The 13,926-nt window shown below is 70.1% G+C and carries 12 protein-coding genes and 1 pseudogene; 9 read left to right on the top strand and 4 right to left on the bottom strand.

Annotated features, from left to right (window positions below; genetic code table 11):
- The 3 genes from rpsN to ABS64_RS13965 all read left to right on the top strand — a co-directional run.
- The coding region (rpsN, locus tag ABS64_RS13955) for a 30S ribosomal protein S14 (protein ID WP_292684311.1) at positions 1 to 253 on the top strand (253 nt) is incomplete at its 5' end.
- A gap of 281 nt (positions 254 to 534) precedes the next feature.
- Positions 535 to 813 (top strand): HU family DNA-binding protein, encoded by a 279-nt coding sequence (locus ABS64_RS13960; protein WP_005051774.1) that lies wholly within the window; start codon positions 535 to 537, stop codon positions 811 to 813.
- Positions 814 to 906: 93 nt separating this feature from the next.
- Positions 907 to 2,895 carry a cytochrome c oxidase assembly protein gene (locus ABS64_RS13965; RefSeq protein ID WP_292684324.1) on the top strand — a complete coding sequence of 663 codons (1,989 nt, stop codon included), beginning with the start codon at positions 907 to 909 and terminating at the stop codon, positions 2,893 to 2,895.
- 20 nt (positions 2,896 to 2,915) lie between these two features.
- Here the strand turns inward: ABS64_RS13965 and ABS64_RS13970 are convergent, their stop codons facing one another.
- The gene (locus ABS64_RS13970) at positions 2,916 to 4,013 is read right to left on the bottom strand and encodes a hypothetical protein (RefSeq protein ID WP_288119213.1); all 1,098 of its coding nucleotides are present in this window, start codon (positions 4,011 to 4,013) and stop codon (positions 2,916 to 2,918) included.
- Positions 4,014 to 4,069: 56 nt separating this feature from the next.
- On the opposite strand from ABS64_RS13970, the gene ABS64_RS13975 reads away from it, so the two are divergent.
- A complete protein-coding gene (locus ABS64_RS13975) occupies positions 4,070 to 5,446 on the top strand; it encodes an AAA family ATPase (RefSeq protein ID WP_231477166.1) in 1,377 nt (458 codons plus the stop codon).
- Positions 5,447 to 5,473: 27 nt separating this feature from the next.
- Here the strand turns inward: ABS64_RS13975 and ABS64_RS13980 are convergent, their stop codons facing one another.
- Together ABS64_RS13980 and ABS64_RS13985 are read right to left on the bottom strand one after the other, a co-directional pair.
- Entirely contained in the window at positions 5,474 to 6,133 is a 660-nt protein-coding gene (locus tag ABS64_RS13980) for a biliverdin-producing heme oxygenase (protein WP_036287866.1), read from the bottom strand.
- Between the two features lie 83 nt (positions 6,134 to 6,216).
- Positions 6,217 to 6,528, bottom strand: coding sequence for a DUF2470 domain-containing protein (locus ABS64_RS13985; protein ID WP_292684319.1), 312 nt, complete (start codon positions 6,526 to 6,528; stop codon positions 6,217 to 6,219).
- 147 nt (positions 6,529 to 6,675) lie between these two features.
- On the opposite strand from ABS64_RS13985, the gene ABS64_RS13990 reads away from it, so the two are divergent.
- The 3 genes from ABS64_RS13990 (at position 6,676) to ABS64_RS14000 (ending at position 9,610) form a co-directional block, all read left to right on the top strand.
- Positions 6,676 to 7,938, top strand: coding sequence for a serine hydrolase domain-containing protein (locus ABS64_RS13990; protein ID WP_288119208.1), 1,263 nt, complete (start codon positions 6,676 to 6,678; stop codon positions 7,936 to 7,938).
- A 35-nt stretch (positions 7,939 to 7,973) separates the two neighbouring features.
- Complete coding sequence (locus tag ABS64_RS13995; RefSeq protein ID WP_288119206.1) at positions 7,974 to 8,861, top strand: EamA family transporter; 888 nt, start codon at positions 7,974 to 7,976, stop codon at positions 8,859 to 8,861.
- 89 nt (positions 8,862 to 8,950) lie between these two features.
- Entirely contained in the window at positions 8,951 to 9,610 is a 660-nt protein-coding gene (locus tag ABS64_RS14000) for a peptidase M23 (RefSeq protein WP_288119205.1), read from the top strand.
- A gap of 113 nt (positions 9,611 to 9,723) precedes the next feature.
- Here the strand turns inward: ABS64_RS14000 and ABS64_RS14005 are convergent, their stop codons facing one another.
- Positions 9,724 to 10,602 (bottom strand): hypothetical protein, encoded by an 879-nt coding sequence (locus ABS64_RS14005; RefSeq protein ID WP_288119204.1) that lies wholly within the window; start codon positions 10,600 to 10,602, stop codon positions 9,724 to 9,726.
- Positions 10,603 to 11,081: 479 nt separating this feature from the next.
- Between ABS64_RS14005 and ABS64_RS14010 the strand changes: the two genes are divergently transcribed.
- Both ABS64_RS14010 and ABS64_RS14015 read left to right on the top strand, forming a co-directional pair.
- Entirely contained in the window at positions 11,082 to 12,974 is a 1,893-nt protein-coding gene (locus ABS64_RS14010; RefSeq protein WP_292684322.1) for a hypothetical protein, read from the top strand.
- Positions 12,926 to 13,792 (top strand): annotated as a pseudogene (locus ABS64_RS14015) (N-6 DNA methylase); the annotation flags it as partial. The gene ABS64_RS14010 and the pseudogene ABS64_RS14015, both read left to right, overlap by 49 nt.
- Positions 13,793 to 13,926: the final 134 nt, after the last annotated feature.

A 13,926-nucleotide genomic window follows, 5' to 3' on the forward strand; every position in this document is an offset into this window, starting at 1 on the left:
CCGTTACGCCGAGAAGCGTGCCGAGCTGAAGAAGACCCTCGTCGACCCGAACGCGACCGACGAGGCCCGCGAGGCCGCCCGCGTCGGCCTGCAGAAGCTGCCCCGCAACGCGTCGCCCGTGCGCCTGCGTGGCCGCGACGCCATCGACGGTCGCCCCCGCGGCTACCTGTCGAAGTTCGGCATCTCGCGTGTCCGCTTCCGCGACATGGCGCACAAGGGCGAGCTGCCCGGTGTGACCAAGTCGAGCTGGTAAGCACCGACGCACACGTCTCGAAGGCCCGTCCCGTCAGGGGCGGGCCTTCTGCGTTCCCGTCCGGGGCCGAGCAGCAGGCGGATGCCGCGGTCACACCAGCCTCATCCGTCACCATTCGATGCCGACACGCCGGGGAAGATGACCTCAGGGGGGCGTAAATCCGCGGATTTCCGGGGATCGTAGGTATATTCGGGTGCGGTCCCATCGACCAAACCGGGCGTTCGCCGTCCGGTCCGATCTCACTGAAGGCGGCATCCGCTGCCGTCTGGAGGACAACCCCAATGGCTATCACCAAGACTGAGCTCGTCGCAAGCATCGCCAGCGCCACCGGCGAGAGCCAGGCCACCGTCGGCCGCGTCGTCGACGGCCTGTTCTCGGCTGTCTCCGAGGCCGTCGCCAAGGGCGAGAAGGTCACGATCCCCGGCTTCCTGTCGTTCGAGCAGGTCGCCACCGCCGCGCGCACGGGCCGCAACCCGCAGACGGGCGAGGAGATCAAGATCGCCGCCGGCAAGCGCGTCAAGGTCACCGCGGGCTCCAAGCTCAAGGCCGCCGTCAAGTAAGTACGGCCCTTCACGAGGGGGGATGCCGCTCGGCATCCCCCCTTCGGCGTGTCCGGCGCCGCGTAGGCTGGACGGGTGATCCCGACCCGTGTGATGCGTTTCGTGGGCCCGGCGATCCTCGTCGCGGCCGCCCTCGTCGCCCTCGTGCTCGGGCTCCTGTACGGTGGGGGCGCCGCCCCGCTGCTCGTCGGCGACGCCGGACCGGTCGTGCGCTGGGGGCTGCCGATCGTCACCCTCGGCGTGAACCTGTCGGCGGCGGGCATGATCGGATCCCTCGTACTCGCGCTTTTCGCGCTGCGCGCCGGGGAGCGCCCCTTCGACACGGCGCTGGACGTGGCATCCATCTCGGCCGCCCTCTTCACCGTCGCAAGCGGGTTCACCGCCTTCTTCACGTTCGTCAACATCTTCAACGCCACCCCGAACGCGGGTGCCGAGTTCGGCGGCCAGCTGGGGCGCTTTCTCGTGTCGACCGACCCGGGGCGCGCCTGGGCGCTGACCACCCTTGCCGGAGCGGCGCTCACGGTGCTCACCTTCGCCGTCCGCGGATGGATCTCGACCTTGTTCGTCGCCGCGCTGGCCATCGCCAGCCTCGTGCCGATGGCGACGCAGGGCCACTCCGGCGACGACGCCGGCCACAACATCGCCGTCTCCGCACTCGCGCTGCACATCATCGCCGCCGCCGCATGGCTCGGCGGCCTGCTGCTGCTCACGGTGCTGCGACCCCAGCTGCGCGGCGCCGAGCTGGGCGACGCCCTCGCGCGGTACTCGAGCATCGCCCTGGTGGCCTTCGTCGTCGTCTCGCTCTCGGGGGTCGCGCGCGCGGCCGTCGGCATCGTCGAGCCCAAGTACCTGCTGTCCGCCTACGGGGTCCTGCTCGGCGTGAAGGTGGTCGCCCTGCTGCTGATGGGGGCGCTCGGCGCGCGGTACCGCACCGGGCTCATCTCCCGCATTCAGCGTGACGAGAAGCCGAGCGCAGAGCGCTCGTCGCGGCGGTTCTGGGGTCTGGTGACGCTCGAGATCGTCTTCATGGGCATCGCCAGCGGAGCGGCGGTGGCGCTGTCGCGCACGCCGCCGCCGGTCGACACGCGCCTTCCCGACGTCAAGACGCCGGCGGAGATCCTCACCGAGGTGCCCCTGCCCCCCGAACTGACCATCTCGCGCTGGTTCACGCAGTGGGACATCGACATCCTGTGGGCGTTCGCCGTCGGCTTCGGCCTCTTCTTCTACCTCGCCGGTGCGTGGCGTCTGCACCGCCGGGGCGATCGCTGGCCGATCTACCGCACGCTGCTGTGGGTGCTGGGCATGCTCTCCCTGCTCTGGGTGACGAGCGGTCCGATCAACGCCTATCAGGACTATCTGTTCAGCATGCACATGATGGGCCACATGCTGCTGACGATGGCCATTCCGATGATGCTCGTCTTCGGCGCCCCCGTCACTCTGGCCTCCCGGGCCATCGCCAAGCGCGACGACGGCTCGCGTGGGGGGCGTGAGTGGATCCTGTGGGCGGTGCACACGCCGTTCGCCCGCGTGGTCACCCACCCGCTGTTCGCGGCGGCGATGTTCGTCGGATCGCTCTGGGCGTTCTACTACACCGACCTCTTCCGCTGGACGCTCTACGACCACCTGGGACACGAGTGGATGGTCGCCCACTTCCTCATCTCGGGCTACCTGTTCGTGCAGTCACTCGTCGGCATCGACCCCGTGCCGTTGCGCTACCCCTACCCGTTCCGGCTGCTCACGCTGATCGGTGTGATGGCGATGCACGCGTTCTTCGGCATTTCGATCATGATGTCGTCGGGACTGTTCGTGGCCGAATGGTTCGGCTCGATGGGGCGCACGTGGGGGGAGGCCCCGCTGGTGGACCAGTACACCGGGGGCGGCATCGCGTGGTCGATCGGCGAGATCCCGACCCTGATTCTGGCGATCACGGTGGCGATCCAGTGGAGTCGCACCGATGAGCGTGCCCAGCGTCGCGGCGATCGTCATGCGGATCGGACGGGGGATGCCGAGCTGGAGGCCTACAACGCGCAGCTCGCGCAGCTCGCGGCCCGGGACGCACGGGAAGCCCGCCTCACACGCTGACGGCGGCAGCCCCGTCGGGCTCAGCCGCCGGACTGCACCTGGATAGAGGCGGTCCCGTCGGGGAGCATCGTGATCGTGCCGCCGACCCGGAACGGCACGTCCTCGTCGACGTGGGTCACCGAGCCGTCGAAGATCGATTTGATGTCGACGACCACGTGCGCCGCGGCATTCGCGGGGACGATCGACCACCCGGCGCCGTCGGGCTGCAGGGAGATCTTGGGCTGGTCGACCATGGACCACACCGGGGGCTCGAGGATGCGGTTGCGCACCTGCAGCCCGAACGGGCACCCGGTGGGCTGCAGCACCTGCTGGGTCGTGCAGGCGGTGAGGAACGACTCGACGCGCTCCTGCACGACATCGACGAAGGTGGAGGTCGGCTGGGTCTGGATGTCCACGGGCACCTCGGCCTGCGGCGTATCGGACAGAACCGCCACGCCCGGGCTGGAGGAGACCGGGGTGTCGACCGAGATCGAGTAGAGGCCGGGCGAGAACACGAGCAGCGCGACCGGGGTCAGCGGATCGGCGTTCGTGCCGTTGGGCGAGACCTGTCGGGTGTCGACCGCGAACCCGTTCACGGAGAAGGCGGTGGCACCGCGCAGGGTCAGATCGATCACCGCCAGCGGGCTCTGCGCGAATCGCCAGGTCGGTGCCAGTCCGACCCACCCCGCCCGCTCCACGCGGAACGTGGACGTGCCGGCGTGCGGGCCGGCGTGGTACGACACCGTCACGAGCTCGACCCCGTCGGATTCCTGCTCGCCCACCACACGGATGTCGCTGAGCGGGGCAAGCGCCGCGCGGCGCAGGAGGGCTTCGCTCGCATCGGTGGGAAGCCCGGCATCCGTGAGATCGGAGGATGCGATCGGCACGCCGGGCAGGGCGAGGGCTTCGGGGACGCGCCCCTGGCTGAGCAGATCGAGATAGCGCGTGACGAAGGCGCCGGGGCTGTACAGATCGCGGTACACCGTGGCGGTCGCCGCCCCGATCGCGCCCACCAGGAGCAGACCGACGACCGACAGGGCGGTCAGGTCGAACGCTAGTCGGCGGCTTCCGCGACGGGCCGGGGAACGGCGCGTCGCGGCATCCGTACCCGCCTCTGCGGCGCGCGCCTGCTCACCCACCACCCCGTCCACAGCTCCAGTCTAGGAAACCCTTCCTGATGGCTAGCATGGATCCGGTGAGCATCCCCTCCCTCTCCGCCGAGCAGGAGGAGCTCTTCCGCCTCATCGAGGACACGCGGGAGCACGTTTTCGTGACCGGGCGCGCGGGCACCGGCAAGTCCACTCTCCTGCAGCACGTCGCCTGGAACACCGAGAAGCAGATCGCCGTCTGCGCCCCGACGGGGGTGGCTGCCCTGAACGTCGAGGGGCAGACGATCCACTCCCTCTTCCGGTTGCCGATCGGCCTCATCGCCGACAGCGAGCTGGAGCAGTCCGAACCCGCGCGGCGGGTGCTCAAGGCGATCGACACCCTCGTCATCGATGAGGTGTCGATGGTCAACGCCGACCTGATGGATGCCATCGACCGCTCGCTCCGCCAAGCGCGGGGCCGGCGCTCGGAGCCGTTCGGCGGCGTGCAGATCATCATGTTCGGCGACCCCTACCAGCTCTCGCCCGTGCCGCCGCGCGGCGATGAGCTGCGCTACATCCAGGACCATTACCGCTCGTTCTGGTTCTTCGACGCCCAGGTGTGGGCGGGCCCCTCGACGGACGGCTCGGCGATCCGCTCCGACGGGCTGCTCGATCTCGGCCGCGTCGGGGCGCCCCTGCACATCCGCGAACTGCGCCAGATCCACCGCCAGTCCGACGACGGCTTCAAGGCGATGCTCAACGCCGTCCGCCACGGGGTGGTGACCGCCGAGATCGCGGGCATGCTGAACGCCGCGGGTGCCCGCCCGGTGCCCGAACCGGTCGAGGGCGAGCCTCCCATCATCACCCTGGCGACCCGCAACGACATCGTGTCGCGCATCAACCAGCGCCACCTCGACGCCCTGCCGGGCGCGGTGCAGACGGCGCGCGCCGACGTCAGCGGCGACTTCGGGCGGGGCGAGGCGTCGTACCCCGCCGACACCGAGCTGCAGCTCAAGGTGGGCGCGCAGGTCATGTTCCTCCGCAACGATGTGGGCGGTCGCGGCGACGGCCCGCGCTGGGTGAACGGCTCGATCGGCACCGTCACGCGCATCGCCGGGGGGACGGTGCGGGTCGAGCTGGACGGTGAAGAGGTCGACGTCGAGCCGGCCGTCTGGGAGAGGTTCCGCTACGCGTACGACCCGGGCTCGCGAAAGCTCACCCGCGAGATCGTCGCGGAGTTCACGCAGTTCCCGCTGCGACTGGCCTGGGCGGTGACGATCCACAAGTCGCAGGGCAAGACGTACGACCGCGCCGTCATCGACCTGGGCTCGGGAGCGTTCGCACCCGGGCAGACGTACGTGGCGCTGTCGCGGTTGACCTCGCTCGACGGCCTCTACCTGTCGCGCCCGCTGCGCCCGAGCGACATCCTCGTGGATGCCGACGTCCGCCGGTTCATGGCCGGGGTCCGCGCCGCGGGCTTCTGACCGGCCCGCGAGGAGTCGAAACGCGGGTCAGGCGGATGCCGCGGCGGCGGCCTTGGCGGTGGCGAGATCGACGAAGAGGTCGGTGTTGAACTGGTACGCGGCCAGCACCTCATCGATGACGCGCTCGCGCTCCTCGGCATCCCATGCGACGGCGTCGAGCTGCTCGCGATAGACATCCTTGAAAGCGGCGGGGTCGGCGATCTGGTCGAAGAGGTAGAAGCCGATGCCGTTCGTCTCGAAGCCGAACTGGCGCGCCATGAGCTTTCCGATGAACAGGCCCCCGGAGAGGTCGCCGAGGTAGCGGGTGTAGTGATGGGCCACGAAGCCGCCCGGCCAGGTCGTGCCCACCTCGCGGATGCGCTCGACGTAGCGGCGGGTCGTCGGAAGCGGCGCGATGCGTTCGCGCCAGTCGTCGCCGATGAGGAAGGCGAGATCCGCCTCGATGGCGGGCAGGCGCGTGAGCTTCTCGCTGATGAAGGGCGCGGCGACCGGGTCATCGCGCATCGCGTCGGCGGCGGCCTCGAGGGCGTCGTAGATGAACCAGTGCTGGGCGACGAGCGCGACGTAGTCGTCGCGCGTGCCGCGACCGCGCATGAGGTCGTCCATGAACCCGGCGTGCTCGCTGCCGGAGTGGGCGGTGCGCGAACGCTCGCGCAGGGCGGTGGAGAACGGGATCGGCTCGGTCACAACCGTCAGTGTATCTGAAACTAAGGCTCACCTAAACTGAAGGTTGTCTGCGGGATCGCTGGGCGGCCGGACGGCCCCTGTGGTCATCCGTGCGGGCGCGGAGTGATCCCCAGTCGTGCACACGCCTCGTCGTACAGCGCGACGATCTCGCGGCGCACGTCCCGACGCTCGCTGATCTGCCCTCCGGGCCAGGAGACGCGGATGACGTCCTCGCCGCCGTCGGCGAGCGTGACGTGCCACTGACCGGCCGCGCCGTCGAACGTGACCATCTCTGATGCCACGACGTCGACCTCGGGCGCGAACGCCCGCGCGATGAGCAGGTTGTCGTCGGAGTGGTCGTCGTTCATGTGGCCGAGAACGCCGGTCAGAGTGTCGTCGTCGAAGGTGTGCGCCATGGCACCCACCTTAGGGGCGGGTGTGCGCGGTGCCACGGGTCTGCGCCGGCGCAATGGCTCCCGCGACGGATTCGTCACAGGAGCGTCACGGCGTCGGGTCGTCTGCGCATCGTGATCTACGCTGAAGGGACTGACCAGGGGGTGAGGATGCGGGCTTTTCGTCGATCGCGGCGTCTTGCGGCGGTAGCCGGCACGCTCGCGGTGGCGATCGCGCTGGCCGCGTGCTCGTCGACCGACACGGTAGCGCTGCCACTGCCGGATCAGGTGGATGCCGCCATCGGCGGCGATGTGCAGGCCCAGTTGCAGACGGCCGTCGAGCGTGCGGTGGCGGCCTCGGGGGCTTCGGCTGCGATCGTAGGCGTGCGTGTTCCGTGGGCGGGTGTCTGGGACGCGGGCGTCGGCACGGTCGCTCCCGGCGGCGCCGCGGTGAACGACGCCATGACCTTCCACGCCGGTGCGGTGACGCGGTCGATGACCTGCGACGTGCTCTACGGGCTCGTCCACGACGGCGTGGTCTCGCTGGATGATCCGGTCGGCAAATATGTGACGGGCCTGGGGGACCAGGGCGCTCGGGACGGCCTGACGCTCGGTCAGCTCTGCGACTCGACGTCGGGGATCGGTCCGCACGATCCGAGCATCGACGCGCGCATACGCGCCACTCCCTCCCGTGTCTGGACGCCGCGGGAGCTGATGGCCTTCGGGATGTCGCGCGGACTGACCGCCCAGCCCGGAACCGTGTTCGCCGACTCCGACACCGGGTACGTGCTGCTGGGCTTCGCCCTCGAGCGCGCGACCGGCAAGACCGCGTCGCAGCTCTATCAGCAGTACGTGTTCGGTCCGAACGGGATGACCTCCACATCGCTGCCCGACAACGGCACCGCCGAGCTGGACGGCCTGTGGACGGGCACCGCGGCCGATGGCAGCGCGGCGTGCACCGCTCCCACCCCGGTGGTCGGCTTGTCGTCGAGTGCCGGCTTCACGGCATCCGGTGTCATCAGCGATCTCGCCGACACGGGTCGATACGTGCAGGCGCTGGCGATGGGGCTCCGTCCCTACGACGCGCCGGGCCGCTTCGAGAACCCGCTGCCGGCGGTGGCGAACGGTCCGTCGTGGTTCACCGCGCGTGGTGGGGCGTACCAGGCCGGCAGCCTCGTCGGGCAGTACGGCTCGGTCCCCGGTGCGTTGACGGCCGCGTTCGCCGACAGCACGACTGGGATGAGCGTCGTCGTCACGTTGAACAACTCGCGGGCGTCGAGCGACCTCGTCCGCAGTCTCGCGTGGGAGCTCGCGGCCATCGCGTCGAAGGCGCCGGCGGCTTCGGGACGCACCGCCCCGCAGGCGGGGCTGCCGTGGACGGCGGAGGACATGGCCGCGCAGGTGACGGCCGCCGCGGTATGCCCGATCCCGTGAGATCGAGCACGGTGTGAGCTGCCGATGAGCGCCGCGTGAGCGCCGCGCGCACCCCCGCATCTGGAGCACCGGCCGCGGTCGGCCTCGTCGTCGCCGGACTGGTGTGTCAGGAGGGCGGCGCCGCGATCGCGGTCACGCTGTTCCCGCACGTCGGCGCCCTGGGCATGGTGATGCTGCGCCTCGCGTTCTCCGCGCTGATCCTTCTGGCCGTCGCGCGGCCACGGCTGCGCGGTCACGGGGCGAACGCGTGGCGCGACGTCATCGTGTTCGGCGTCGTCCTGGGCACGATGAACGGGCTGTTCTACCTCGCGCTGCAACGTCTGCCGCTGGGAGTGACGGTCACGATCGAGGTGCTCGGCCCGCTCGCGCTGTCGATCATCGCCGGGCGCCGTCGTTCGTCCTGGCTGTGGGCCGGCGTCGCACTCATCGGCGTCGTCGCCCTGGCCGGCGGCGGATGGGATCGACTCGACCTCCTCGGCGTGCTGTGCGCCCTCGGCGCCGCGGCGAGCTGGGCGATCTACATTCTCGCGTCGGCGCGCGTGGGTGCCGCGTTCCCGCGCCTGGACGGGCTGGCCATCGCGATGGCGATCGGCGCCGTGGTGTCGCTGCCGTTCGGCATCGTCCAGGCGGGCGCAGCGCTGCTGCGGCCGGAGATGCTCGCGCTCGGCGCCGCGGTCGCCCTGCTGTCGTCGACGCTGCCGTACGCGTTCGAGCTGATCGCGCTGCGGCGCCTACCGGCGGCGGCGTTCGCCATTCTGATGTCGCTCGCCCCGGCAGTCGCGGCGCTGGCCGGCTGGGCACTGCTCGGACAGCATCTCGCGTGGCTGGAGATCGTGGGAATCGTCCTGGTGATCGCGGCATCCATCGGCGCCGTGCGCGCCGCCGGGCGCCGCGTGCGCGACGCCGTGGAGCCGATCGGCTGAGGCGGCGTCATCCCCATCGTCGGGTGCCCTCCGGCCGGTGATCAGCCGACGTTCGGGTGACGGATAGTCGCGCGTGACAGGATGCCGCGGTGACCTCGCGCTCCTCGACATCCGGCCGCGGCGGCTCGGCGAGGCGTCGATCCGTTCGCCGTCGTCCGGTGCTCAGCGCCCGACGGCGGCGGCAGCTGCGTCGTCGCCGGGCGGTCGCCTTGGCGGTGGTGGCCGTGCTCGCCATCGGGCTGGGCGTGGCGGGGGTGGCGATCGGGCAGGCCGTGCGCCATGCCGCCGTCTGCGCGGAGGCCGAGGGATTCGGGCGGCAGCAGCTCGACAACGCACGCAGCATCGTGGCGGCCGGCCGCGATGCCGGACTGCCTGTGCGCGACCAGACGATCGCGGTGATGACGGCGCTGGGCGAGTCGAGTCTGCAGAACATCGACTACGGCGATTGGGAGACGAGCGGGGTGACCAACCCCGACGGCTCACGCACGACCTCGATCGGTCTCTTCCAGCAGCAGGACGGCTGGGGAACGCGGGAGCAGCGGCTCGATCCCTACACGGCGGCGAGCCTGTTCTACCGCGCCATGGTCGAGAAGGTGCCCGAGCCCGAGCGGTCGGCGACGGCGCCCACGGAGGTCGCCCATCGGGTGCAGATCAATCGCGATCCGACGCACTACGCCCCGTACTGGCCGCTGGCCGAGCGGATCGTCGCCGTGCTCGACGATCAGACCGTCGTCGATACCTGTCTCTGACGGGCGTGCCTCTGGGGTCGTCCTGTCTCGACCGCGACGATCCCCGATCACCCGCCCCCGCGCGGTGCGCGGCACGGGGAAAGGTACCAGGCGCGTCGGCGTCGGTGTCCGACTCAGGCGGCGCGCACGGCGACGAACGCCGAGGGCTCGAGGTCTCCCGTCGGAGAGACGAAGATCCGCTTCACGTCGGAGGGCGTGCGGGGGTCGAACACGAGCGGACGCGTCTCGCCCTCGGCGGGTACTTCGCGTGGCGGCAGGAGGGCGAGGCACGTCACCCAGCGCCGTGCACCCTGCCCGTCGTCGAACGCGAACGTGAGGGAGACGGCCGCGCGCGAGGCGGTCATGGCCTCCGCCGACAACAGCGGCGACGAGGTGACCTCCGCGTCGACGAGGCGGCCGCTGGCGAGGAGTTCGGCGGCCAGGTCGGTGTTGCGCCGGCGGAAGCGCTGGGCGCGCACGCGGCCGATGATGCTGGTGAGACCCAGGGCGATGAAGATGCCCGGCAGCCACCAGATACCGGTGTACATGATCCACGCACCGACGCCCCAGGCCTCGTCCTCGTGGAAGACGGGGTCGACGGCGACGCCAACGGCATCCGGCGCCGCCCACATCGGCAGCGAGAGGAGCACGCCGGTCGCGAGGCCGAGGAGGACGATCGATGCCGGGCCGAGGAAGGCGTAGTACGTGCGTCGGCCCGTGTAGCGGTGGTTCCACGCCGAGTAGGCGCCCATCGTGATGATGCTGCCGATGATGCCCACCGGCAGCGCCGTCGAGCGGACGGCGACGAGGATGCCGCCGTCCCAGGTGCTGAACACGCTGTTGAGCGACACGATGCGCACCTGGTCGAAGAAACCGCCGATGCCGAAGCCGATGACCGTCGCGGCGGCGAAGCCGGCGAGCCCCCAGAGGAGGGTGGCCGTCAGTGCCCGTGGCGAGCCGACGAGCTTTCGATCCCTTTCGGCGGCCGCGGCTTTCGGGTCGATGAGACTCATGGCTTCCAGCCTATGAGGACGGTGGTGAAGGTCAGGGTGATCTCCTCAGCGCGACGAGCGGTCGATCTATCCCAGCGCGGGGCGACGCTCACGGGGTCGGTGAGCTCGACGGCGACTACTAGCGCAGCGCGACCGTACCGGTTCCGGATCGTCGGCCGCCGATGGTGCTTCCTCCGCTCACATCGAGTGATGCTTCGGTCGTGCGCGACGCGCGGTCGGAGACAAGGAACGAGACCGCGTCCGCGACGACGTCGGTCGCGCCGCCGCCTGCCGGTGTGATGGGGGTCATGAGCATCTCCAGGGGCGGGAGGTGGAACCCGCAGACGGGGCGGCCCCCCGCAACGCCCCGCCTGCGACAGCGACGTGATGCCGCCAAACAGATCGTGGAACAGAACCGTGTCGGGAAAGAACAGGCCTGTGATAAGCCGCCTTATCGCCATGAGACGGCAGTAATTCCTGGTGCGGAGTAGGTTGGCCCCATGTCCACAGCGCCTTCGCTCCTCATCGACCTGGCCGGCGTCGCCCGGCTGGCCGGTGTGCAGCGACCCGTGGCATCGATGTGGCGGTCGAGGTTCGCGTCGTCGCCGGATCCTTTCCCGCGGGCGATCAACGTCGAGGGCGGCCGGGCCTGTTTCGAGGCCGATCAGGTCGCCGACTGGCTCGTGCGCACCGGACATGGCAACAATCCGGAGGCGCGTGGGGACGCGGCGGCGGCTGCAGCTCCAGCCGACTTCTCCTTCTCCGACGCGGCCTCTGTCGCCGAACTGCAGGCACTCATCGCTCTGTGTGCGCAGGTCGACGAGCTTGCCGAACTCACGCCTTCAGAGGTCAAAGAGGCTGCCGACGCCGCGGACCCTGACGATCGCTTGCTGCGGCGTGAGATCTTCGCTCACGTGGACCGGGGAGCGCCGTGGCTCTCCTACGCCACCCGCCTCGTCGACGCGGCGTACTCGCCGTCGGCCGCGCTGGCGCTTGTCGCCCGCCGCCACGCCGCTTCGGACCGGGTTGCGGGATCGGCTGGACCGCTCGTCGCCGACGCGATCGCCCTGGTCGTCGACGCCACGCTCGCCCTCGCCGGTCAGGACACCACGGTGACACTGGATGCGAGGGACGCCGCGCTGTCCTCGTCGGTCGCGCGCCGGCTCGGCGACGATGTGGACATCGTTGTGCCGGTCGGCGCGGAGTCTCGCCACGTGCGACGCCAGTTGCTCGTCGATGATCATTGGGTCGCCGACGAAGCCGACCCGGCCCGCCGCTCGGTTTTCGTCGTCCGCGTTCCTTCTGGTCGCGGCGAGGACGGGGTCGCCATCTTGCGAGCGGTGGACGACGTCTCTCTTTCGCTGCGGAGCGCGGATGCGGCGGTTGTCATCGGCCCCGCGCGGGCGCTCGTCGACCCGTTGTCGCCCACCGAAGAGCAAGCGCGCGCAGACATCCTTCGCTCCGGCCGTGTGCGAGGCATCGCACGTCTGCCAGCCGGGCTCGTCGACAGTGCGGTGCGCGAATCCCTCGCCCTCTGGATACTCGGGGAGCCAACAGTCGAGGTTGCACCCGCGCAGCGAATCACCGCGGTCGCAGATCTCACCGGCGTGAAGCTCACCCCCGCGACGCGCGCCGACCTGATCTCGGACCTGATGGCGGGCATGGGCGCTGGTCGGGCCCTGCGCGCGCATCAGTTCCGGTTCGCGGCCTTTGTGCGCACGACGTCGCTCCAGGCACGAAGCGGCTCCCTGGTGGCATCGGCGACGCGACAGCGTGCAACTGCGACCGAGGACGCGGCAGAACTTCCTGCCCTCCTCGACATCGCGGCCGAGGCGGTTCGCTCCGACATCGAGCCGATCGAGTTCGTGCCCGATCCGCACGACGTCCCGCGCGCCACGTCCGTGGAGGAACTCATCAATGCCGGGCACTTGAGGAGGGTTCAAGGCACCCGCCTCGACCCTGACCTGCTGGGCCCAGAAGGACTCATCGTCGTGACCGCATCCGATCTTGACGAACTCGGGTCGATCGGCCGCAACCGCGTCGAGCACCTCGCGTTCGCGACCCGGCACCCTTCGGCGCAGCTGACCCGCCCCGGCGATGTGATCTTCCGCACCAGCCCCTCCGCCGCCGCGTGGGTCGACACCGACGGCTCGAAAGTCGTTGCCTCCCCGGCCCGCGTGTTGCGCATCACCACCGTTGATCCCGGTGGTCTCGTGCCTGAGATCGTTGCCGCAGACATCGCCGGGGCGCCCGCCGGGCCGGGATCGTGGAAGCGGTGGATGTTCCGTCGCGTCGCCCCGCGCACGATCGCACCGCTCCGACGCGCGCTCGCCGACATCGAGACGCCCACCACGGCGAAGGATCCGACATCTCGGTCTACGGGCAAGAGCTGAACGAGCGCACGTGGCGCATGGCGAGGATGAACCTCGCCATCCACGGGCTCACCGGCAACCTCGGCCCCCGCTGGGGCGACACGTTCGCCCGCGACTTGCACCCCGACCTGCAGGCCGACTTCGTCATGGCGAACCCACCGTTCAACATCAAAGACTGGGCACGCAACGAGTCCGACCCGCGCTGGCGATTCGGCGTGCCGCCGGCGGGCAACGCGAACTACGCGTGGATCCAGCACATCCTGTCGAAGCTGGCACCCGGCGGTCAGGCCGGCGTCGTGATGGCCAACGGCTCGATGTCGTCGAACTCGGGTGGTGAGGGCCAGATCCGCGCCGAGATCGTCGAAGCCGACCTCGTCTCCTGCATGGTCGCGCTGCCGACCCAGCTGTTCCGGTCGACCGGCATCCCGGTGTGCGTCTGGTTCTTCGCGAAGGACAAGGGCAAGCGCGCCGGCGAGGTGCTCTTCATCGACGCCCGCAACCTCGGCCACATGGTCGACCGCGCCGAGCGTGCGCTGTCGTACGAGGACATCGCTCGGATCGCGGGAACGTTCCACACGTGGCGGGGCGTCGAATCGGATGCTGCGCCCGACGAGTACGCCGACGTTCCGGGGTTCTGCTACTCGGCCACGCTCGCTCAGATCAAGGCCGCTGATTATGCACTGACTCCGGGCCGCTATGTCGGTGCCGCCGAGGCGGAAGCCGACGGCGAGCAGATTGAGGAGAAGCTCGCGCGCCTGCGCGGGGAGCTCGATATCCAGTTCGCGGAGTCGGCCAGACTCGCCGAGGTTGTGCGTGAGCAGTTGGAGCGAGTTTCGTGAGGCTCGATGTCGCCTGCTCGCACATCGTCGATTGTGGGCTCTTCGCAGTTGACGGTGTAGACGTCCGGGCCGCGTCGCTGTCGGGATAGGGGTCGAGGTCTTCCAGGATGGAAGTTCCTACGCTCACCGTCCGA

The organism is Microbacterium sp. SCN 69-37 (assembly GCF_001724435.1).
Taxonomy (GTDB): domain Bacteria; phylum Actinomycetota; class Actinomycetes; order Actinomycetales; family Microbacteriaceae; genus Microbacterium; species Microbacterium laevaniformans.

Excerpts from the sequence above, each read along its gene's own strand:
- ABS64_RS14005 (WP_288119204.1), bottom strand. The coding sequence starts at position 10,602 with ATGAGTCTCATCGACCCGAAAGCCGCGGCCGCCGAAAGGGATCGAAAG.
- ABS64_RS13985 (WP_292684319.1), bottom strand. The coding sequence starts at position 6,528 with ATGGCGCACACCTTCGACGACGACACTCTGACCGGCGTTCTCGGCCAC.
- ABS64_RS13990 (WP_288119208.1), top strand. The coding sequence starts at position 6,676 with ATGCGGGCTTTTCGTCGATCGCGGCGTCTTGCGGCGGTAGCCGGCACG.
- ABS64_RS13960 (WP_005051774.1), top strand. The coding sequence starts at position 535 with ATGGCTATCACCAAGACTGAGCTCGTCGCAAGCATCGCCAGCGCCACC.
- ABS64_RS14010 (WP_292684322.1), top strand. The coding sequence starts at position 11,082 with ATGTCCACAGCGCCTTCGCTCCTCATCGACCTGGCCGGCGTCGCCCGG.
- ABS64_RS13965 (WP_292684324.1), top strand. The coding sequence starts at position 907 with ATGCGTTTCGTGGGCCCGGCGATCCTCGTCGCGGCCGCCCTCGTCGCC.